Here is an 18,108-nt window from a genome sequence, read left to right on the forward strand (position 1 = left end):
TCACGGCGCGCAGGCGGATTGCGGCATCGGCTGCAGCCGGTAGACCTTGTCGTCGGATTTCGTCTTGCCGTCGGCGGCCTTCGAACACAGATCGACGATCGCCAGGCTGCTGTTGGGATTGGCCAGCATCATCATACCATTGGCGCCGCGCTTGAGGAAAATCTCCTTCTGCGCGATGTCGCAGGAAAAATCGCTCATCTTTGAACTTGCCGCGCAGCGCCATTGGTCGGCCTCGCCCTGGCAGGAATAGGTCTGTGTGACCTTGGCCGATTTCTGCCGCGTGGTGACGGTGACGGCAATGTCGGCGCCATCGGGCCAGTTGGCTGCGTCGCCCCCCGAAGCAAAAGACGCCAGTTCCACCGAGCCGCGGAAAACCCGGATCGACTGCGTCAGCTGGTCGGGGTGGGAAGCCAGATGCGCTGCATCGTAGTCGCGCCCATAGCAGAAGGCCTGGTCCGGCTTCAGCCGTTCGCGCAGCGGCGGCCCGAGCGCCGGGTCGATCGGATCGATGCGCGCGAATTCCGCCTTGCAGGTCGCGGCCGGCATCGGGTCGAGGCGGAAATTGTCATCCTCTTTGCCCAGCGCCTGCCTGTCGTATTCCGCTGCACCCAGTTCCTCTTCCGACCCAGCATCCAGATAAAGATCGGGCTGCACGTCGGTGAGGATCAGGCTTCCTTTGTCATCGACTTTCAGCGAGGCCAGGGTGCGGTCGCAATCCATGCCGCAATGGATCGGGCCTGATTTGCCGTCCTCGGACTCGTGATTGCACCAGCCGCCGGCCCATTCAGGCGCCTTGGCGCCGCGCACGGTGGTGGCAACGAAGGCATTGTACGATGAGTCAGAATTCGCGGCCGGCTCTTCATTCGGCCGGCTGACCGGATCATGGCCATAGTAGAAGAAGATTCGCGCCACCTTCTGCTTCGGATGCGCCTTGAGATGTGCTGCGTCATAGACGCGGCCGAAACAGGCGTCGGCGCCGTTGGGGCTGAGTTCGGTGAGCTTGAGTGCGTCATCGGCCAATGCAGAGCCGGCAAGCAGGCCGAGCAGCGCGACACCCCAGGCGCCGCGCGCCAATACCTTACAAAGCGTCATGTGACCCCTCCTCCGCATCGGCAGGACGTAACGTCAATTTATGCTAGTATTGCGGCCGCAGCCACGCATTTTGCGGTGCGCCGTCAAGCGGAGGAGAATGCGATGCGCCGGCGCGATATGTTCCGCGCGGTTCTTGCCGGAACCGGAACGTTTCTTGGCCTGCGGGTGGTGCAGGCAGCCGCCACGGAGCCCGCCAAGCAGAAGGTTGTCTATCATCTCAGCGATCTCGACAAGGTCAATTTCGTTCTCGGCAACATCAAGAACCACTATGACGGCACCGGCGGCAATGTCGACATCGTGCTGGTCGTGCATGGCCCAGCCCTTGCCGCCTTCAAGTCCAAAGCCATATCGGCCGCGATTTCCGGCCGCTTCGCCGGTCTGGTGCAGCAGGGGCTCGATCCGCACGCCTGCGCCAACACCATGCAAGGCATGGATATTTCTTTGACCGACCTGCTCGACGGGTTCCACGCCGCCGACAAGGGTGGCGTCGTCAAACTCGCGGAACTGCAGGGCCAGGGCTACGTCTATCTGCGCCCGTGAGGCTTGAACATCTGGGCAGCAAAGGCCTACGAAGGACCGGCAGAAATCCCGGAGGACACGCGTGCCAGCCACCACCACACTCAGCATTCCCGATCTCGCCGGCAAGGCGGTACTGGTTACCGGCGCATCGACCGGCATAGGCGCGGCCCTGGCGTCGGCCTACGCCGCACAGAAATGCCGCGTAGCGCTGCACTACAATTCGAGCCGCGACGCCGCCGAGGCTCTGGCCAAGGCCATTGCCGACAAGGGCGGCGAGGTGTTCCTCGTCCAGGGCGATTTCTCGGTTCCAGCCGATGTCGAACGCGTCGTCGAGGACAGCGCGCAGCATTTCGGCCGCCTCGACGGGCTGGTCAACAATGCCGGCGGCATGCTCGGCCGCGTGCCCTATGCCGAGCAGACCGAGGCGCATTACGACGCGGTGATGGACCTCAATGCACGTTCCGTACTGACCGCCTCGCGCAAGGCGATCCCATGGCTGAAGAAACAGGGCGGCTTCATCGTCAACACCTCGTCGATCGCCGCGCGCAACGGCGCCGGCGGCGGCGCCGGCCTCTACGGTTCGGCCAAGGCCTTCGTCTCCAACGTGACGCGCGGCATGGCCAAGGAACTGATCGGCTTCGGCGTCCGCGTCAACGCAGTGGCGCCCGGCACCATTCTCACGCCGTTCCACGAGCGCTATTCGACCGACGAGCAGATAAAGGGCATGGTCGCCACCATTCCACAGGGGCGCGCCGGCACTGCGGAAGACTGCGTCGGCGCCTACCTGTTCCTCTCTTCCGACCTTCTGAGCGGCTACATCACCGGCCAGGTGATCGAGGTGAATGGCGGCCAGTTGATGCCTTGACCGGCTATCTGCATACTGACGATCTGCATATCTTGTCGAAAACCTCGAAGGGAGACAAAGGAATGTATGGACTGATCGGCAAGATGCGGGCATCGCGCGGCCAGCGCGACGCGGTCATGGAGGTCCTGCGCGCCAGTACCAGCACCGGTGCTCTGCCGGGTTGCCTGAGCTACATCATTGCCCGCGACCCCGCGGATGCCGATGCGATCTGGGTCACCGAAGTGTGGACCGATGCCGAAAGCCACAAAGCCTCGCTGCAGCTTCCCGAAGTCCAGGCGGCGATCGCCAAGGCGCGGCCGTTCATCGCCGGCTTTGAATTCCAGGTCGAAACCCACCCTGTCGGCGGCTTTGGCCTGGCCGACGGCAAAAAAGCCTAAGCTCACGCGAGGCATCCTTTTTCGACGCAGCGGGGTTCGCATCGCCCGGCTTCGAGTCTAAGACCAAGACATGGATTCCCCGGACCAGCCCGTTGTCGAGCGCATGGCGCGGATGCGCAAGGCTTGGCAATGGCTGGCGATCCTGACCCTCTCCGCGCTGTTTGCCGGCGCGCTGGAGCTCGCCGCCCTGCCGGCCGCCCTGCTGATCGGACCGATGCTGGCGGCCATTGTCGCCGGCACCAATGGCGCAACGGTGCGCGTGCCGCGTCTTATGTTCGGCGCCGCCCAGGCAATTGTCGGCTGCCTCGTCGCCAGCTCGATCTCGGCCGACATCTTTCCGGTCTTCTATCAGGAATGGCCGCTGTTTCTAGGCGTCGTGGTGGCCACAGTCACGGCCTCCAGCCTGCTAGGCTGGCTGATCAGCCGCTGGCGCATCCTGCCCGGCACCACCGCCGTCTGGGGCTCATCGCCAGGTGCCGCCACCGCCATGGTGCTGATGGCCGGTGCCTTCGGCGCCGACCAGCGGCTCGTCGCCTTCATGCAATATCTGCGCGTCATCTTCGTCTCGATGACGGCGGCCCTCGTTGCAAAGATGTGGGTCGACACGTCGGGGGTCGAAATCCCGCCCATCATCTGGTTTCCGCCGATCGATCCGCAAGCCTTCGCTGCCACTATCGGCATCGCGCTTGTCGGCGGCCTGGCGGGAAAGCTTTGCCGGCTGCCTTCGCCCTTCTTTCTCGGCACCTTCATCGTTGGCACCGTCATCCATCTTGGCCTTGGCGTGGAGATGCAATTGCCGCAATGGCTGCTGGCCGTGAGCTACGCGATGGTCGGCTGGTCGATCGGCCTGAACTTCACCCGGCCGATCCTGCGCCATGCGACGCGCGCCTTGCCGCAGATCATCGCCTCGATCGTGGCGTTGATCGCCTTTTGCGGCGGCCTTGCCTTCATGATCAGCCATCTCTTGGGCATCGACCCTTTGACCGCCTACCTGGCGACCAGCCCAGGCGGCATGGACAGCATCGCCATCATTGCCGCCGCCGCGCAGAACGTCGACATCTCCTTCGTCATGGCGCTGCAATCGGCACGCTTCCTGATCGTGCTGCTGGTCGGCCCGAGCGTGGCGCGGCTGGTGGCGAGAAGCGTCAGGCAATAGCGCAATTCCAGGAAAGCGTGAAACGGTTTTCGCAGGGAAAGCGCTTAGCGCTTTGCCTTGGGGAATTACGTTAAAACAAAGAGATAGAGCGGTTCTATATTCCCGTGAAGCGATGATCCGCTCCAGGCAAAGCGGCCTCTCCTGAATTGACAAGATGGTCGCGCGCCGGAAGCGCAGGAGACGATCGTTTCCAGGCCGGCATCACCTGAATCTCCCTGCGCCTCAATCGAGCCTGTGCATCAGGTCCTCATCCAGCCAGCGGCCGAAGAAATAGACCAGTTGCTTGTGCCACCACGGCCAGTCATGGCTGACATCGCCGCCCCAATAGTCGACCCAGGCGGGAATGGACCTGTCGCGCAGGATCTGTTCCAGCTTGCGCGTCTCGACCAGCATCCGTTCCTCCCAGGCGCCCTGTCCGCAGCAGAAGATCAGCCGGAGCGCCTTCAGGCGGGCAAGCAGTTTAGGGTCGACGATGCCGGGCAGATAGTCGAGCGGCGAGTTGTAGAAGATGTCGCCTTCAAGCGCCTTGCCGAAGAAGTCGCGGGCCGAATAGACGCCCGACAGCGAGATGACGCCGCTGGCGAGTTCGGGAAAGCGGAAGACGAAGTTCGACGAATGGTAGCCGCCCATCGAACAGCCTGTGAACAGCGGCTTCAGCTTGCGCCCGCCATTGGCCTGCGCGGCCGTGGACAGGAATTCCGGCAGCGCCTCCTCGCGCACATAGCGGAAATAGGCCTCGTGCCGGCCGATGCGGTGTGCGGCGTCGGCATGCTTGTCGAAGAAGGATTCCGAATCGATGCCGTCGACCGTGAACAGCTGGATGCGGCCGGTGTCGATAAACTCGGCCAATGCCCCCACCCCGCCGGAATCCTCGAACTGGTAGAACCGCCCTTGCGAGGTCGGGAACACCACCACCGGCCGGCCAGCATGGCCGTAGCGCTTGTATTCCATGTCGCGGCCGAGATTGCGGGCGAAAGTCTTGTGATAGGAAACGTCCATCGCCTCACGCCTTTTCCGCGTGGATGTAGGCGACCGCTTCGCGCAGCGCCGCTTCGTCCTTCGAGCGCATCTGGTAGGCGTAATTTCCCATGGCGCGGCTGAAAACCTCTTCGATGGCCTGATGGTGGACGATCTTGTCGCGATGGGCGGCTAGCACGTCCTCATGGCTGTGCAAATAGCTGAGGTGCCGCTTGCGGCTGGCATAGGCGGTGAAATACTTGCCCTCATAGGGGCCGCCGGCGGCATCTTTCACCACCATGTCGGCCCACGCCGCGTAGACGTCGATGTCGAAGGTGTAGTTGATCGCATCGGTCATCCAGGCGCCAGGCGGACGCATGTTGACCTCCAGCGCGATGACGCGGTCATCCTTGGTCTCGAACAGCTCGATGTGGAAGAAGCGCTCGCGCACGTCGAACGCCTTCAGGATCTTGCGGCCGGCCTCCTCGACCGCAGGGCTGATCCGGGGAAAACAGGTGTAGCTCATGTGGCGGTCCTTGTTGACCACTTCCATGACGCTCTGGTCGTAGCGGTGGCTGGCGGCCAGCACCACCTCGCCATCGCGGTTGACCAGCCCGTCGAAAGTCACCACCAGTCCCTCGATGAATTGCTCCATGACGAAGGTCACATCCTCGGGCTTGTCCCTGAAGAACTGGTCGAGCTCGCCAGTGTTGGAGATCTTGAAGGTGTTCGAGGCGCCCGAGCCGCTGTCGGGCTTGACTACCACCGGATAGCCGACGCGGCGGATGAAGGTCATGGCGCCGGCCCGGTCGGAGCATTTGCGTTGCGCGATGGTGTCGACCCCGCTTTTGCGGAAGAAGGCGCGCATGCGGCTCTTGCGCTTCAAATTCTTCACGAAATCGAGCTTGGTGCCGTAGATGTTGAAGTCGGTGCGGATGTTGGCTTCCAGCTCCAGCCAGTGTTCGTTGAGCGATTCAAAACGGTCGATACGGCCCCATTTGTGGATGAAATGCCCCATCGCCCGGAACACCGGATCGTAGTCCTCCATGTCGGCAACACGGTAATATTCGCTGAGCGCCGCCTTCAGCTTGCCGTCGAGCGCCTCATAGGGTGCGTCGCCGATACCAAGCACCCTGGCTCCGGCCTTCTTCAACCGGTCGCAGAAATCCGCGCCATTGACGGGAAAATGCGGCGAGAAGAACACGAAATTCATGGATGACCCCCCCTGCCGATAGTGACCCCGACAAGGCCAAGTCTGGCGCATTTGCAGCGCGTGGGGAAGAGCGCACATGTTAGGGATGATTTCCAACAGAAGCTTGGCCCGCCATGCGGCCCCACTTGCCTCCCACAAGCCGCTCCTGTATGAGAACCGCCATGAACACGCGCGCCACCAACGCTTCCCGTCCGACCGGTTTTTCCGGCGAGACCGTGCGTGCACTGGCTTCGACCCTGCTTCTTCTCGGCCTTATCGGCGATCGCCGGGTTCGCTGAAGGAGCGCCCGGCGGTCGAACCGCCGCGCAAGCGCATGCTCCTTGGCCAGTCACAAAATTGGCACGTCACATCAAGCGAACGAAATTCTGGTAAAGGCGCCGCTCGCCATCAATCCATCTGAGGGTGGATCCGTGAGCCGCCGGGAGAAACGACGATGAACGCACGAGAAGAAATCCGCCCCGATGCCGCGGTAGCCGGCAAGGATGCGGCAAAGGGCACGCCCGAGGCAGCCCGGGGCATGCCGGACGCGGCGCGCAAATATCAACCCTACCCCACAGTAGGCCTCACCGACCGCACCTGGCCCTCGAAAGTCATCGACAAGGCGCCGATCTGGTGCTCGGTCGACCTGCGCGACGGCAACCAGGCGCTGATCGATCCGATGGGCCATGAGCGCAAGGCGCGCATGTTCGGCCTGCTGCTCGACATGGGCTTCAAGGAGATCGAGATCGGCTTCCCGTCCGCCTCGCAGACCGACTTCGACTTCGCCCGCTGGTGCATCGATGAAGGCAACGTACCTGCCGATGTCTCGCTGCAGGTGCTCGTGCAGTGCCGGCCCGAACTGATCACCCGCACCTTCGAGGCGCTCAAGGGCGCCACCAACCCGATCGTCCATTTCTACAACTCGACCAGCGAGTTGCAGCGTCGCGTCGTCTTCGAAAAGGACGTCGGCGGCATCAAGCGCATCGCCACCGACGCCGCCAAGATGATCACCGACATGGCGGCCAAGGCCGGCGGCGGCTACCGCTTCGAATATTCGCCGGAGAGCTTTACCGGCACCGAACTCGAAGTGGCGCTGGAGATCTGCAACGCCGTCACCGAGATCGTCAGGCCGACACCCGACAACAAGCTGATCATCAACCTGCCGTCGACGGTCGAGATGTCGACTCCCAACATCTACGCTGACCGCATCGAATGGATGTGCCGCAACCTCGACAACCGCGAGAACCTGCTGGTCTCGCTGCATCCCCACAATGACCGCGGCACCGGCATCGCCACCACCGAGCTCGGCCTGATGGCCGGCGCCGACCGCGTCGAAGGCACGCTGTTCGGCAATGGCGAGCGCACCGGCAATGTCGACATCGTCACGCTGGCGCTCAACATGTACACGCAAGGCGTCGATCCGGGGATCGACTGCTCCGACATCAACCGGATGAAGGATGTCTACGAATATTCGAACCAGTTGAAGATCCCCGAGCGCCATCCCTATGTCGGCGAGCTCGTCTACACTGCCTTTTCCGGCTCGCACCAGGATGCCATCAACAAGGGCATGAAGGCGCTGAAGAAGGCCAACACGAGCCTGTGGGAAGTGCCCTATCTGCCGATCGATCCGGCCGATGTCGGCCGCAGCTACGAAGCGATCATCCGTATCAACTCGCAGTCTGGCAAAGGCGGCATCGCCTATGTGCTGCAGGCCGACCACGGCCTCAACCTGCCACGCAATTTGCAGATCGAGTTCAGCCAGGAAATCCAGGCGATCACCGATGCCGAGGGCAAGGAAGTGCCGGTCAGGCGCATCTACGAGCGCTTTCTGGAGACCTATATCGACCAGCCGCGCGCGCGGCTGAAATTCCTCGACCACCACACCTATCCCAGCACCGAGACCAAGGGCCGGCGCGTCGTCGAGGCGGTCATCGTCGACAACGGCAAGGAGGTGACGATTACCGGCACCGGCACCGGTCCGATCGACGGCTTCGTCGATGCACTCTCGCGTCACCTCGGCATCGAGATGTCGGTGCTCGATTATTCCGAGCACTCGATGCAGCGCGGCTCGAACGCCTCGGCCATCTCCTATGTCGAGATGGAACATCCTGATGGCAAGCTGTTCGGCGCCGGCATCAACACCAACATCGTCGCCGCCTCGCTGGAAGCGGTGATGTCGGCGGCGAACCGCATCGTCGTCAAAAAGGCCGGTTGACGCACAACCAGAACGAAGATCGGAACCCTCCCCATTCGGCGATCGGTTCCGATCCTTCGTATCATTAACCACCGAAGAATTATCCGGTGGGGTACGTGATCGCATAATGGGTGAATACTTGTGTGGCGGTGCGGGAACTATATGATCGCACCTCAACCTGTGCCGACTTCGAGAGGATCGACACTTGCAGCATGCCACGCCTGCCGCCCCCGCAGTGCGCGAGACACTGGAGCGACTTCTTGCCAGCCAGACGTTCGGGCGATCCGAACGCGCGCGCAAGTTGCTCCGCTACCTTGTCGAACGCGAACAAGCCGGCGAAGCCGACAGGCTCAAGGGCTTCTCCATCGCCATGGATGTTTTCGGCAAGGACGGCGATTTCGATCCGGCCACCGACGCCGTGGTGCGGGTTCAGGCGGGCAGGTTGCGCGAGCTTCTGCAGCATTATTTTGCCAATGAAGGCGTTGCCGAGCCGGTCCGCATAGCCATTCCGCGCGGCGGCTATGTTCCCGCCTATGAATTGAACGCGATCCGGCTGCCGGCTGAGGCTGTTCCCGAACTCAGGCTGGATGGCGCCACGTCCGCCGATCGGGCCAACGACGCCAGCACGGGCATGCCGGATGCGGTGTCGCCGGCTCTCGCGAAGCCCACCCCCTCGGTGGTGCGCCAACTCCGCTTCTTCTGGATGGCGATCGCCCTGGTCATCGCCATGCTGGGCCTGCTGATCCTTCGTCAGGGCAGCAGCGCCTTGCTGAGCGGTGGCGGCGACATGTCGGCGACCCTCGAGACCGCTGGCGCAACCAGCAGCATCGCGCCGTCGGCAACGGCCGACGCCCTGCCGCTCGTCTATATCGACCTCAAGGCCGAAGGCGCCGATGCCAGCCGCGTCGCCGCCTCGCTCCGCGCCGGCCTGAGTGGCTTCGATACGATCGACTTCATCGGTCGCGACACACCCACCGATCCGGCTGACGACGCCACCAGCTTCATATTCGCCATGCTGCCCGGGCCGAACGCGGGCGATATCACGATCGAACTGCAAAGTATGGCGTCCGGACGGGTGCTTCTGTCGCGCAATCTGACCCCTGCCGACAGCGCACCGGCCGTGGTCGAAGACCGGATCGCCGACATGCTGAGTTCGGCGCTTCCCGCCTCGGGCACGATCTACAACTATATCGAGCAGACCGGTGCCCCAAACGGCCTGACGCAATGCTTGCTGCTCAACGACAAATATTATCTCGACCAGAACGCCAGAACCCATGAAGCTGCCTATCGCTGCCTCGAAAAATTGGCCGATGGCGGAACGAAGTCCTCGCTGGTCTATTCGGAGCTTGCGTCTCTGCAACTCGAGGCGGTCTCCGATCATTATGCCTACCCGCCCAATGCAACGATTGAAAAGGCTGTGGAGTTTGCCCATCGCGGCGTCCAGATGGGGCCGACCAGCCCTTATGCGCATCGCTCCTACGGCTATGTCAGTTCGCGTCTCGGCAATACGGACGAAGCGATCCGCTGGATGCGCAAGGCCTATGAACTCAATCCCTACGATCTCGGCATGGCTGCCGCCTACGGCTACGGGCTGATCTTCGCCGGTCGATACGCGGAGGGAACGCCGATCCTGGCGCATGCGGCGGAGACCTTCAGCGGCCACTCGACATGGTGGGACTACGGGCTGTTCGTCGGCGAATTCATGCTCGGCAACACGAACAAGGCGGTCGCGGCCAGCATGGCACTGAGAACGACGGCAACGAAATCGCACTATCTTGCGGCGCGGCTGATCGGTGCGAAGGCTGCCGGACAGGACCATCTGGTCAGCACGCTGCTGGGCGAACTGAACACCCAGTTCCCTAAATTTGCCGCCGATCCGCGCGCGACCTTCGTCGAGCGGAAATATCCGGCCGACCTGACCGACCGGCTGGTCCAGGCTCTGCGCGCCGCAGGGCTCGGCAACGCAAGCTGACACAATCGACATCCACAGATTAGGCGCGCCGGGACTGTCCGCAACCGCGCAAATCGCGAAGATTTTACTGGTCATCACGCTAGACTGGGGGCAATTCAGCCACAGTTGGTGTCGCGCATCCTGCAATAACAAAAAAATCAGCCTTCATGACCGCATCGCTTTTTGTCGCCGAACAGGGTGTTGGCTCGAAGGCCATCGTCCTGCTGCATGGTTTCGGCGGCTGCCACGATGTCTGGCGCGAGGTGATTTCTTCCCTGGCGCCCGCCACGCGCACGCTGGCCTATGATCTGCCGGGGCATGGGCTGTCGCTCGATTTTCCCGGAGCCGGTCCGGCCAAGGTGGCGGCCAGGGCCGTGCTCGCCGATCTGTCGGAACGCAGGCTGAAGCGTGTTCATCTCGTGGGCCACTCGATGGGCGGTGCGGTGGCAATGCTGATGGCGCTGGCCGAGCCTGGAAAAGTCGCCTCGCTGACGCTTCTGGCGCCAGGCGGTCTTGGCCCCGAGATCAATGGACCGTTGTTGCGCCGTTATGGCGGCGCCGCGAACCGGTCCGAAATCCGCGCCTGCCTTGCCGCCATGTCCGGGCCCCACAGCCCGCCCCAGAAGCGTGTCATGGACGCGCTTTGCCGAATGCGCGGACGTCCAGGCCAAGTGCCGAAGCTGGTCGAGATCGCCACCGCCATGACCATGGACGATCGGCAAGGCGTCATCCCGCACGATCGTCTCGACGGATTGAACATGCCGGTGATGGTGGCGTGGGGAACCGACGACGCAGTGTTGCCCTTTACCCAGGCGGATGATCTGCCGGCGCATTTTCATGTCCACCATGTGCTTGAGGTCGGCCATATGCTGGCCGAGGAAGCACCCGACCTCGTCGCCGAGATCATTCGCCGCAACACCAACCGGCGCGCCAGGCCGCTGCGCCAGAAATTCGCTGCTGCTGCCAGCTGACCTTTTTCGCGCACAGCCGCCTGCTGAACGCGCCTCGATCCCGTTGCTCTCGCCAGTGCATTTTACAGGCGGCTGTGTTAACCCCGTGTTAACCAAACCCGCGAGGCGAACGCCGATGAAGGAAGCAGGCGAGAAGACCATCGATCAGTCGAGGCAACTGTCGGATGCCGTCCGTGATGTGAAGAATGCCTTCGCCGACCGCGACGACGTCGTCGTCGACATGCGCGAAGCCCATCGCATGCGCCTCGAGCTGCTTGCTGCCGAACTGGCGCCGGTTTTTGCCGATGTTCCCGCCGACATGGACAATTTCGACTTTGTCGTCTCGTCCGGCTTGCAGCCACGCCTGTGGATCGATGCCGTCAGCCATGTCGCCATGGGGCGCGATCGCCGCACCTATCGCTTTCTCAGGGACACCCGCATCGGCCGGGTGGTGCTTGCCGAATCGACCGACATGAAGCCCGTTGCTGATCAGGTGACGCGCTATGTTGCCGAGCGGATCGTCGAGCGCCAGAAGATGATGGAAGGCGGGGTCGAGCCGGCCTTCGCCGGCTTGACACGCGCCGATGTGCCGGAAGCCGAACCGCCACTGCGCTCGAAGACGCGCGGCAAGGCCTGGTCGGCGTTTCTGTCGGGCCTTGGCCTGGTCGCCGCCGGCGCTCTGGTCGGACTGGTGGTGTCGGTCATCCTGTTGTGGGACCGCATCGTGGCCATGGTTCTCAACGTGCGGCCATAGCCGCACCGGCCTCCGCGCCAAGCTCCAGCGTCTGCAGATCGGACGGCGGTATGGACGGCCCGGTCAGGCCGCGCCGCGTCAGCCGGATCCGCCAATTGCCCTTTTCGCCATCGATGTCGAACAGATTGTACTGCGCCGCCGGGTGCTTGCCGCCCGGCGCCTGGCCGGCGGCGGCAACCCCGACCACCGGAACCTTGGCGCTCCGGTTGCCGATGAAGAACAGCGACGGCAGATGCGAATGGCCGTGCAGGACAAGTTCGGCGCCATGGCGGCGAATGATCTTGTGGAAGCGGGCAATGCCGAAGAGCCGCTTGTGCTGCGAGACGGCGCCGCGCACCGGCGGATGATGGATCATGATCGCGCGAAACAGCCCTTGCCCGGCCGTGGCGTCGAGCAGCTTGCCAAGTCGTTTCGCCTGACCCTCCATGAAGAAGCCATTGGCCATGAACGGCGCCGTGGCACGCGCTGTCGAGATGCCGATCAGCGCGACATCGCCGCGCACGCGCAGATAGGGGAATGCGTTGCGGTCGACCGGCGTGTTGACACCGTCGCCACTCATCCAGGCCGCCCAGGACCGGCAGACCTTGTCGAAGGCGCCGGGCACATAGGCATCGTGGTTTCCAGGAACGACCGAGACATCCTGCGGCGATCCCAGCGTCTCCAGCCAGTGCCTGGCCATCTCGATCTCGCCGTCGAGCGCCAGATTGACCAGGTCACCGGTGACGGCGAGGTGGTCAGGCGTGTTCGCCTTGATGTCGGCGACGATCGCGTCGATGACGGCATCATGCATATGGCGGCGGCGGTTGCGCTGCCAGTTGACGTAGCCGAGCACGCGCTTGGAGGCGAGATCGCGATAGGATACATCGGGGAGCGGCCCCAGATGGACATCGGAAATATGCGCGAGCCTGAACATCCATCCTTCATATGCGACGCGCCCCCCGCTTTCCACCACGGTTTCGCACCTGATGCAGACTGATCCGGAGAAGACCTTCCGTCAGACCGGTTGGGCGGGCCTCCGGGCCCGCTTGTTCCATCTCTATTTCGTGTTGCGGCGGCCGATGACGCTCGGCGTGCGCGGTCTGGTTCACGACACGGCATCCAATTCCGTCTTCCTCATTCGCCACACTTATGTGCCGGGCTGGCAGCTTCCTGGCGGCGGCGTCGAAGTTGGCGAGACGCTTGGTGAGGCACTGGCGCGCGAACTGGCCGAGGAAGGCAACATCACACTGACCTCATCGCCGGCGCTGAGGTCGATGCATTTCAACCGTCGGGCCAGCCAGCGCGACCATGTCGGTCTCTATCTGATCGAGCATTTCAGTCAGACGGCGCCGAAGCTGCCGGACCACGAGATCGCCGAGTCCGGCTTCTTTCCCCTGGACCGTTTGCCGGAAGGCACGACACCAGCGACGCTACGGCGGATCGCCGAGGTTTTTGGCGGCGAGCAGGCATCGCCCTACTGGTGATCACGCCGCCTTCTTGAACCTTCCCCGGTCATGCCGCGCGTCATAGTCCAGTTCCGGCCCAACCGGCACGATCCGTGTCGGGTTGATCGTCTCGTGGCTGCCGTAATAATGCGCCTTGATGTGATTGAGGTTCACGGTCCCGGCGACGCCCGGCACCTGATAGAGGTCGCGCAGATAGTTGGACAGGTTCGGGTAGTCGGCGATGCGGCGCAGATTGCATTTGAAATGGCCGACATAGACCGGGTCGAAGCGCACCAGCGTGGTGAACAGCCGCCAGTCGGCTTCGGTGATGTGGTCGCCCACCAGATAGCGTTGCTTTGAGAGGCGGTCTTCCAACGTGTCGAGTGCCGCGAACAGCTCGCCGAACGCTTCCTCATAGGCGCCTTGCGTGGTGGCGAAGCCGGCGCGATAGACGCCGTTGTTGAGGGCGGGATAGACCAGCGCGTTGATCGCATCGATCTCGCCGCGCAGCGCCTTGGGATAGAAATCGAGGCTGGCATCGCCCCATTCGTCGAAGGCCGAATTCAGCATCCGGATGATCTCGGAGGATTCGTTGGAGACGATGGTCTGCTCCTTTTTGTCCCATAGCACCGGCACCGTCACGCGGCCGGAATAGGCAGGATCGGCCTTGGTGTAGATCTGGTGCAGAAAATCGAGGCCGTAGAGCGTGTCGCCGGTCGCGCCATCCTGCGCCACGAACGTCCAGCCATTGGCGCCCATGAAATGATGCACCACCGACACCGAAATGATGCCTTCCAGCTTCTTCAGCGCGCGAAAGATCAGCGTCCGGTGCGCCCACGGGCAAGCGAGCGAGACATAGAGATGGTAGCGGCCGGGCTCCGCCTTGAAGCCGCGGCTGCGGCCCGCAGGCGGCGTCCCGTCGCGAGTGATCCAGTCGCGCCACTGCGATTGCGTGCGCACGAACTTGCCTCCGCTGTCCTTGGTGTCATACCAGCGGTCCTGCCATTTACCTTCGACCAGCAATCCCATCGCATGTCCTTTCCTGCTTGCTTCCCATGTAGGGCACGAAGGCACGCCGTGGAATCACCTGGTGCTGAACAGACCGTCAAGCGGTCGGGTGGACCATCAAGCCGCCGATTGCAGCGGCAGGAAATTGATGCTAGCGGACAATCCGCATGTTCGACTTTGCTTTGATCCGGTTTGACCGACGACGAAAGGGCGCCCGCGCTTGATGAAGCGCTGACTGGCGAATGCTGCCGTTTGCAGCAAACCTTTCCTCCCTATCGGAACGCAAAGACCATGAGCCTTGCCGACGTGAAATACCTGCCGGAAACCCCGGCGCATGACCTCCAGATCGAAGCGATCAACGACGAAGCCTTCGGGCCCGGCCGTTTCGTGCTGGCCGCCTACAAGATCCGCGAGGCCGGCGGGCACGAACGCTCGCTGTCGTTCGTCGCCGTCGACGGCGACCTCGTCGTCGCCTCGGTGCGCATGACCCGCATCGCCGCCGGTGCCGGCCGCGCATTGATGCTTGGGCCGCTTGCGGTGCGGCCAGCCTTCAAGAACCTCGGCATCGGCCGTCGGCTGGTTGCGATCGCGCTGGAGGCGGCCGCCAAGGCCGGCGCGCCCGCCGTGATGCTGGTTGGTGACGAGCCCTACTACGGACCGCTCGGTTTCAAGCGCATTCCGCGCGGCCAGATATCGATGCCGCGCCCCGTCGATCTTGACCGGCTGCTGTCGCACGAGATCGCGCCGGGCGCGGTCGCCAGGCTTTCGGGCGAGGTCTGCCACGCCGATCAGGCCAGGGTTGGCGACCATATCGCAGCGATGGCTTGACCTTCCCGGTCGATCTGGCGCCTGATCCGTCCCACTGTCCCTAAGATTAAAAGGATGTCGGCATGAACCCGAATGGCCAGATCGCGATCATTACCGGCGGCGGCTCCGGTCTTGGCGAGGCTACGGCGCGCGCGCTGGCCGCCAAAGGCGCCCGCGTCGCCATCTTCGATGTCGGTATCGATCGCGCGGCGAAGGTCGCGGCCGAGATCGGCGGTATTGCCGTCCAGTGCGACGTTAGCAACGCCCATAGTGGGACTGCCGCTCTTGCCGAGGTCGCGGCCAAGCTTGGCGAGCCGCGTATCCTGATCAATTGCGCCGGCATCGCCATCGGCGTGAAGACGATCGGCAAGGATGGTCCGCATCCGCTCGATCAGTACCGCAAGGTGATCGAGGTCAATCTGATCGGCACGTTCAACATGATCCGCCTCGTCGCGGACCGCGCCGCGAAGCTCGACCCGCTGCAAGGCGGCGAGCGTGGCGTCATCGTCAACACCGCCTCTGTCGCCGCCTATGACGGCCAGATCGGCCAGGCCGCCTATGCAGCCTCCAAGGGCGGCGTCGTCGGCATGACACTGCCGGTGGCGCGCGATCTCGCCCGTTCCGGCATCCGCGTCTGCACCATCGCGCCCGGCATCTTCAAGACGCCGATGATGGCCGGCATGCCGCAAGATGTGCAGGATTCGTTGGGCGCCGCCGTGCCCTTCCCGTCCCGCTTGGGCGAGCCATCCGAATATGCGGCGCTTGCGCTGCATATCATCGAAAACCAGATGTTGAATGGCGAGACCATTCGTCTCGACGGCGCCATTCGCATGGCTCCGAAATAGCCGGTCGTGAGCGCCGGTCTGTCAACTGCCGGGAAGACCGGTCCACTTGCCGGACTGAAGGTGATCGAGATGGCCGGGCTTGGTCCCGTGCCGCTGGCCGGCCTGATGCTGTCGGAGATGGGCGCCGAAGTGCTGCGCGTCGAACGGGCGGGGACGACCCGGCCTCTCCCGTCGATGTCGGATGAATACAACATCGACCGTCACGGCCGCGCCATCCTGCACCTCGACTTGAAACGCCGGGAAGGCACCGATCTGATGCTGCGCCTTGCCGAAAGGGCGGACATGTTGCTCGAAGGGTTTCGCCCCGGTGTCATGGAGCGGCTGGCGCTCGGTCCGGAAGCGGTACTGGCGCACAATCCGGCGCTGATCTACGGCCGCATGACCGGCTTCGGCCAGGACGGGCCGCTCGCGGGCCGCGCCGGCCATGACATCACCTACCTTGCTTATTCGGGCCTGCTGCACGCAGTTGGCCACGCCGGCGGCCGTCCTGTCCCGCCGCTCAACCTCGTCGCCGACTACGCTGGCGGCGCCATGATGCTGGTTGCCGGCGTGCTCGCCGCCCTTTTCCAACGTTCGCGCACGGGCAAGGGCGAGGTCATCGACGCCGCGATGGTCGAAGGCGCCTCGATGCTGGCGGCACCCCTGCATGCGCTCATGGCGGCCGGCTTGTGGAGCGACAGGCGCGGCGCGAACCTGCTCGATTCCGGCGCCCCTTTCTACGACACCTATGAGACATCAGACGGACACCATGTCGCCATCGGCTGCCTCGAGCCGCAATTCTTCGCCGAATTCGCCAGGCTGCTGCCGCTCGACGAGCGCTTTTCACGCGGCCAGTACGACAAGGCACTGTGGCCACCGATGCGCGCCGCCATTGCCGACCGGGTCCGGCAGAAATCGCGTGACGACTGGGACCGGCTGTTTGCCGAAACCGATGCCTGCGTTGCCCCCGTCCTGTCGCTGCAGGAGGCGAAGCATCACCCACACAATCGGGCGCGCAATGCCTTTGTAGCGGCGGATGGATTTGAGCGCCCGGCCCCGGCGCCGCGTTTCTCCGGCTCGCGGCCGACAGTTGCGACCAAGCCCGCCGACAATGATCTCGTCCCGTCGACAGTGCTTGAACGTTTCGGGTTTTCGAAAAACGAGATTGACGACCTTGTCGAATCCGGTTTGTTTGACAGATAAGCGGAGAAGGAAGATCAACTTATTGTGGTGATGCCTTTGGACGAGCCGAAGAAGGACGTAATCCGCGAGACGGATGCCGAGGCGGTCCGACTGGCCAAGACACTTTTGCGCAGCGCCCGCTTTGGTGCGCTGGCGGTGATCGAACCACAGACAGGTTCGCCGCTGGCCAGCAGGGTCGGCGTGGCCACCGACATCGACGGCGCGCCGCTGATCCTGGTGTCGATGCTCTCGGCGCACACCGGCGCGCTGCTTGCCGATGCGCGCTGTTGCCTGTTGCTTGGCGAACCCGGCAAGGGCGACCCGCTGGCGCACCCGCGCCTGTCACTGGTCTGCCAGGCGAAACGGCGTGAGCGCGGATCGAGCGAGCACGCCCGTTGCGAGCGTCGTTATCTCAACCGCAATCCCAAGGCGAAACTCTACGCCGGTCTCGGCGACTTTTCGATCTTCCGCCTCGAGCCGCAACGCGCCAGCCTCAACGGCGGCTTCGGCAAGGCCTATCAGCTCGATCGACCGGGTCTGCTCACCAGCGGACCGATCGTCGAGGAACTTGCGGCGACTGAACAATCCGCCATCGACCATATGAACGCCGACCATCTCGACGCGATTGCCGTTTATGCACAGCATTTCGCGAAAGTGTCCGGCAACGGCTGGATTATTGCCGGATTCGATGCCGATGGTATGGATCTGGTGTCGGGTGACGATGTTTCCCGGGTTTTCTTCCCGAAAACTTTGCAGGCGGCACGCGAATTGCGGCCTGTTCTGGTCGAAATGGCCAGAAACGGACGGGCCGCGGCCGACACGGAGACTGGGCTTAATTACATTAGATAAAAAGCAA

At 63.3% G+C, this 18,108-nt stretch carries 18 protein-coding genes; 13 read left to right on the forward strand and 5 right to left on the reverse strand.

Annotated features, from left to right (window positions below):
• Positions 1–1,092 (reverse strand): hypothetical protein, encoded by a 1,092-nt coding sequence (locus AC1D08_RS21730; protein WP_457152433.1) that lies wholly within the window; start codon positions 1,090–1,092, stop codon positions 1–3.
• A gap of 102 nt (positions 1,093–1,194) precedes the next feature.
• On the opposite strand from AC1D08_RS21730, the gene AC1D08_RS21735 reads away from it, so the two are divergent.
• The 4 genes from AC1D08_RS21735 (at position 1,195) to AC1D08_RS21750 (ending at position 4,009) form a co-directional block, all read left to right on the forward strand.
• Positions 1,195–1,632: a DsrE family protein gene (locus tag AC1D08_RS21735; RefSeq protein WP_457152434.1), complete on the forward strand. Its 438-nt coding sequence runs from the start codon at positions 1,195–1,197 to the stop codon at positions 1,630–1,632.
• Between the two features lie 61 nt (positions 1,633–1,693).
• Positions 1,694–2,476, forward strand: a complete 783-nt coding sequence (locus AC1D08_RS21740; protein ID WP_457152435.1) for an SDR family NAD(P)-dependent oxidoreductase — start codon at positions 1,694–1,696, stop codon at positions 2,474–2,476.
• A 62-nt stretch (positions 2,477–2,538) separates the two neighbouring features.
• Positions 2,539–2,853 carry a putative quinol monooxygenase gene (locus AC1D08_RS21745; protein WP_184874721.1) on the forward strand — a complete coding sequence of 105 codons (315 nt, stop codon included), beginning with the start codon at positions 2,539–2,541 and terminating at the stop codon, positions 2,851–2,853.
• Positions 2,854–2,923: 70 nt separating this feature from the next.
• Positions 2,924–4,009: an AbrB family transcriptional regulator gene (locus tag AC1D08_RS21750; protein ID WP_477423940.1), complete on the forward strand. Its 1,086-nt coding sequence runs from the start codon at positions 2,924–2,926 to the stop codon at positions 4,007–4,009.
• A gap of 222 nt (positions 4,010–4,231) precedes the next feature.
• Here the strand turns inward: AC1D08_RS21750 and AC1D08_RS21755 are convergent, their stop codons facing one another.
• Together AC1D08_RS21755 and AC1D08_RS21760 are read right to left on the reverse strand one after the other, a co-directional pair.
• Positions 4,232–5,008 carry an esterase family protein gene (locus AC1D08_RS21755; protein ID WP_095090797.1) on the reverse strand — a complete coding sequence of 259 codons (777 nt, stop codon included), beginning with the start codon at positions 5,006–5,008 and terminating at the stop codon, positions 4,232–4,234.
• 4 nt (positions 5,009–5,012) lie between these two features.
• Positions 5,013–6,179, reverse strand: coding sequence for an ATP-grasp domain-containing protein (locus AC1D08_RS21760; protein WP_457152437.1), 1,167 nt, complete (start codon positions 6,177–6,179; stop codon positions 5,013–5,015).
• Positions 6,180–6,612: 433 nt separating this feature from the next.
• Between AC1D08_RS21760 and leuA the strand changes: the two genes are divergently transcribed.
• From leuA to AC1D08_RS21780, 4 genes are all read left to right on the forward strand, one after another.
• Entirely contained in the window at positions 6,613–8,373 is a 1,761-nt protein-coding gene (gene leuA, locus AC1D08_RS21765; protein ID WP_477423942.1) for a 2-isopropylmalate synthase, read from the forward strand.
• Between the two features lie 184 nt (positions 8,374–8,557).
• Positions 8,558–10,324 carry a tetratricopeptide repeat protein gene (locus tag AC1D08_RS21770; protein WP_477423944.1) on the forward strand — a complete coding sequence of 589 codons (1,767 nt, stop codon included), beginning with the start codon at positions 8,558–8,560 and terminating at the stop codon, positions 10,322–10,324.
• A 146-nt stretch (positions 10,325–10,470) separates the two neighbouring features.
• Complete coding sequence (locus AC1D08_RS21775) at positions 10,471–11,274, forward strand: alpha/beta fold hydrolase (protein ID WP_457154252.1); 804 nt, start codon at positions 10,471–10,473, stop codon at positions 11,272–11,274.
• 115 nt (positions 11,275–11,389) lie between these two features.
• On the forward strand, positions 11,390–12,007 hold the full coding sequence (locus AC1D08_RS21780; protein WP_457154253.1) for a hypothetical protein: 618 nt from the start codon (positions 11,390–11,392) through the stop codon (positions 12,005–12,007).
• Here AC1D08_RS21780 and AC1D08_RS21785 read toward each other — a convergent pair.
• A complete protein-coding gene (locus AC1D08_RS21785; protein WP_457154254.1) occupies positions 11,991–12,920 on the reverse strand; it encodes a metallophosphoesterase family protein in 930 nt (309 codons plus the stop codon). The genes AC1D08_RS21780 and AC1D08_RS21785 overlap by 17 nt on opposite strands.
• A gap of 52 nt (positions 12,921–12,972) precedes the next feature.
• Here AC1D08_RS21785 and AC1D08_RS21790 point away from each other — a divergent pair, with 52 nt between their 5' ends.
• Positions 12,973–13,470, forward strand: coding sequence for an NUDIX domain-containing protein (locus AC1D08_RS21790; protein ID WP_457154255.1), 498 nt, complete (start codon positions 12,973–12,975; stop codon positions 13,468–13,470).
• Here AC1D08_RS21790 and AC1D08_RS21795 read toward each other — a convergent pair whose 3' ends face one another.
• On the reverse strand, positions 13,471–14,460 hold the full coding sequence (locus tag AC1D08_RS21795) for a glutathione S-transferase family protein (protein WP_457154256.1): 990 nt from the start codon (positions 14,458–14,460) through the stop codon (positions 13,471–13,473).
• A 270-nt stretch (positions 14,461–14,730) separates the two neighbouring features.
• On the opposite strand from AC1D08_RS21795, the gene AC1D08_RS21800 reads away from it, so the two are divergent.
• The 4 genes from AC1D08_RS21800 to AC1D08_RS21815 all read left to right on the forward strand — a co-directional run bounded on the left by AC1D08_RS21800 (position 14,731) and on the right by AC1D08_RS21815 (position 18,101).
• A complete protein-coding gene (locus AC1D08_RS21800; protein ID WP_095091689.1) occupies positions 14,731–15,267 on the forward strand; it encodes a GNAT family N-acetyltransferase in 537 nt (178 codons plus the stop codon).
• Between the two features lie 62 nt (positions 15,268–15,329).
• On the forward strand, positions 15,330–16,091 hold the full coding sequence (locus tag AC1D08_RS21805) for a 3-hydroxyacyl-CoA dehydrogenase (RefSeq protein ID WP_457153895.1): 762 nt from the start codon (positions 15,330–15,332) through the stop codon (positions 16,089–16,091).
• A 6-nt stretch (positions 16,092–16,097) separates the two neighbouring features.
• A complete protein-coding gene (locus AC1D08_RS21810) occupies positions 16,098–17,273 on the forward strand; it encodes a CaiB/BaiF CoA transferase family protein (RefSeq protein WP_457153894.1) in 1,176 nt (391 codons plus the stop codon).
• A 30-nt stretch (positions 17,274–17,303) separates the two neighbouring features.
• Positions 17,304–18,101 carry a HugZ family pyridoxamine 5'-phosphate oxidase gene (locus AC1D08_RS21815; protein ID WP_457153897.1) on the forward strand — a complete coding sequence of 266 codons (798 nt, stop codon included), beginning with the start codon at positions 17,304–17,306 and terminating at the stop codon, positions 18,099–18,101.
• The last annotated feature ends 7 nt before the right edge of the window (positions 18,102–18,108 follow it).

This window comes from Mesorhizobium sp. P2_E6 (genome assembly GCF_056403835.1).

Coding starts and splice junctions, on each gene's coding strand:
- AC1D08_RS21730 (WP_457152433.1), bottom strand. CDS start 1,092: ATGACGCTTTGTAAGGTATTGGCGCGCGGCGCCTGGGGTGTCGCGCTG.
- AC1D08_RS21735 (WP_457152434.1), top strand. CDS start 1,195: ATGCGCCGGCGCGATATGTTCCGCGCGGTTCTTGCCGGAACCGGAACG.
- AC1D08_RS21745 (WP_184874721.1), top strand. CDS start 2,539: ATGTATGGACTGATCGGCAAGATGCGGGCATCGCGCGGCCAGCGCGAC.
- AC1D08_RS21750 (WP_477423940.1), top strand. CDS start 2,924: ATGGATTCCCCGGACCAGCCCGTTGTCGAGCGCATGGCGCGGATGCGC.
- AC1D08_RS21755 (WP_095090797.1), bottom strand. CDS start 5,008: ATGGACGTTTCCTATCACAAGACTTTCGCCCGCAATCTCGGCCGCGAC.
- AC1D08_RS21760 (WP_457152437.1), bottom strand. CDS start 6,179: ATGAATTTCGTGTTCTTCTCGCCGCATTTTCCCGTCAATGGCGCGGAT.
- leuA (WP_477423942.1), top strand. CDS start 6,613: ATGAACGCACGAGAAGAAATCCGCCCCGATGCCGCGGTAGCCGGCAAG.
- AC1D08_RS21775 (WP_457154252.1), top strand. CDS start 10,471: ATGACCGCATCGCTTTTTGTCGCCGAACAGGGTGTTGGCTCGAAGGCC.
- AC1D08_RS21780 (WP_457154253.1), top strand. CDS start 11,390: ATGAAGGAAGCAGGCGAGAAGACCATCGATCAGTCGAGGCAACTGTCG.
- AC1D08_RS21785 (WP_457154254.1), bottom strand. CDS start 12,920: ATGTTCAGGCTCGCGCATATTTCCGATGTCCATCTGGGGCCGCTCCCC.
- AC1D08_RS21790 (WP_457154255.1), top strand. CDS start 12,973: ATGCAGACTGATCCGGAGAAGACCTTCCGTCAGACCGGTTGGGCGGGC.
- AC1D08_RS21795 (WP_457154256.1), bottom strand. CDS start 14,460: ATGGGATTGCTGGTCGAAGGTAAATGGCAGGACCGCTGGTATGACACC.
- AC1D08_RS21800 (WP_095091689.1), top strand. CDS start 14,731: ATGAGCCTTGCCGACGTGAAATACCTGCCGGAAACCCCGGCGCATGAC.
- AC1D08_RS21805 (WP_457153895.1), top strand. CDS start 15,330: ATGAACCCGAATGGCCAGATCGCGATCATTACCGGCGGCGGCTCCGGT.
- AC1D08_RS21815 (WP_457153897.1), top strand. CDS start 17,304: ATGCCTTTGGACGAGCCGAAGAAGGACGTAATCCGCGAGACGGATGCC.